A 1,589-nucleotide genomic window follows, 5' to 3' on the forward strand; every position below is an offset into this window, starting at 1 on the left:
CCATAAATCCGCAACTCTATACCAGAAGTTAATATTTTATCATTTAGAACTACTAAGGATGAAGAAAAGTAGCTTAAGTAATTATTTAGGTTGCTTAAGGAGCATAGTTTTCCCTGTAAAGGATTTATTCTTTCTGTTTTTATTTTAATATGTTGAAGAACTTTTGAAAGATACTATATAAAAATTTGTCAGGTGTACCAATTAATAGTTCCATAAATTTTCAGATGCCATTGTCTGGAACGGTAAACCCACTTTGCAGGAATAGCAATAAATCTAAAAATAAATTTTTTGATTCTATAATTTGGCTGTAGACCTTTTACTTTTTTAGAGAAGAGGTTTATGATATAATGATAAATATTTCTGCAAATGGCCATGATTTGTAAGTAGACTTGATTTTGTTCCAATGTGGAAAAAGGCAATTTTTGCCATCCAAAGTCATTTTTTAGAACATCGAACTCCTTTTCAATCGTCCCTCTTTGATTGTAATAGAAAACAATGTCTTCAGGCTCACTTTGTTGATCATTAGTTATGATGATTGAGTAGACACAAGCTTCTCCAGTAAAGGTATTTATCTGACCATCCTTTCTTTTTTCTTTGGTTACAATAAACCTATACTCGTGGAGATCATCTTGCATCTTGTAATCTTTGGCAGCTCTCTTGAAAGGCGTATAGTATACTTCGCCTCTAAAGATTCCGTCTTCTTTGTCGCCTACAACCTCCCATTCTTTAACCGCTGAAATGACGGTATCCATTGTTGAGGACATTCTCGCCTTGACATAAAATCTGTTCGTATGCTTTTCAATGGTTCTTATAGTTCGAAACTCATACGAAGCACTATCTGCCCTAAATCGATCTGTTTTAATATTATGATTCTCAAGGTATGTAAACATTCTTTCAAGTGTTTCGGACTGTAAAATTCCCGCATTGCTTCTTCCATTTCTGTTTTCCACATAAACAACATTTGATCCTACTAACGCAACTCCTGGAACATATCCATAGCATTTTTTATAGGTGATTTGCGCATCTTCTTTTTCGGTATAACAGACGGTATTGTCATAGTCTAAATCAACCATCGTGTTGGTGAATTTTGTTATCCTTTTAAGTATCTCAAGGTTTAGTTGAGTTAGTTTCTCATTAATGGCGAATTGATGCAAGTGCTCCCCTCGAGAAGTTGCAAATTCAGTAGTAGGTTCAGCAAGTTCTTTTAAGCGGTTCAAAACCCTATCGGGGCTGGGAATTTTAAGCTTTGGCGATTGGGAAAAGTTAGGTTTAAAGTTACTTGACAAATCTTCTGCACAATCACCACCACAAAAGAATACGGACCAATAACTATAGAGTAAATCTCTCCAATTATATTTACTTTGGGCTCCCAACTTGGGCAGGGTTTCATTAAGAGTCTTTCCAATCTCTTTATTATCGAGTTCTGCAATAACAAAATTCAAGCCGCCAAAGGCCGAAATCCCATTGGAATTCAATATCTTCATATCTGCTTATTAAGTATCACCAATTTAGGTGATTACAATAAGAGCACAAAGAATTGAATATTAAATATTTACCTTTTTTATTAACAGTCAGTTGCGGATTTATGG

1 protein-coding gene is annotated in these 1,589 nt (G+C 34.6%); it reads right to left on the bottom strand.

Going from position 1 to position 1,589, the window contains the following annotated elements; all coding sequences use genetic code 11:
* Positions 1-188 precede the first annotated feature (188 nt).
* Positions 189-1,484 carry an IS1380 family transposase gene (locus KO524_RS15120; protein WP_219295067.1) on the bottom strand — a complete coding sequence of 432 codons (1,296 nt, stop codon included), beginning with the start codon at positions 1,482-1,484 and terminating at the stop codon, positions 189-191.
* Between the last annotated feature and the right edge of the window lie 105 nt (positions 1,485-1,589).

The organism is Flavobacterium sp. NKUCC04_CG, assembly GCF_019345525.1.
In the GTDB taxonomy this organism is placed as follows: domain Bacteria; phylum Bacteroidota; class Bacteroidia; order Flavobacteriales; family Flavobacteriaceae; genus Flavobacterium.

Excerpts from the sequence above, each read along its gene's own strand:
- KO524_RS15120 (WP_219295067.1), bottom strand. The coding sequence starts at position 1,484 with ATGAAGATATTGAATTCCAATGGGATTTCGGCCTTTGGCGGCTTGAAT.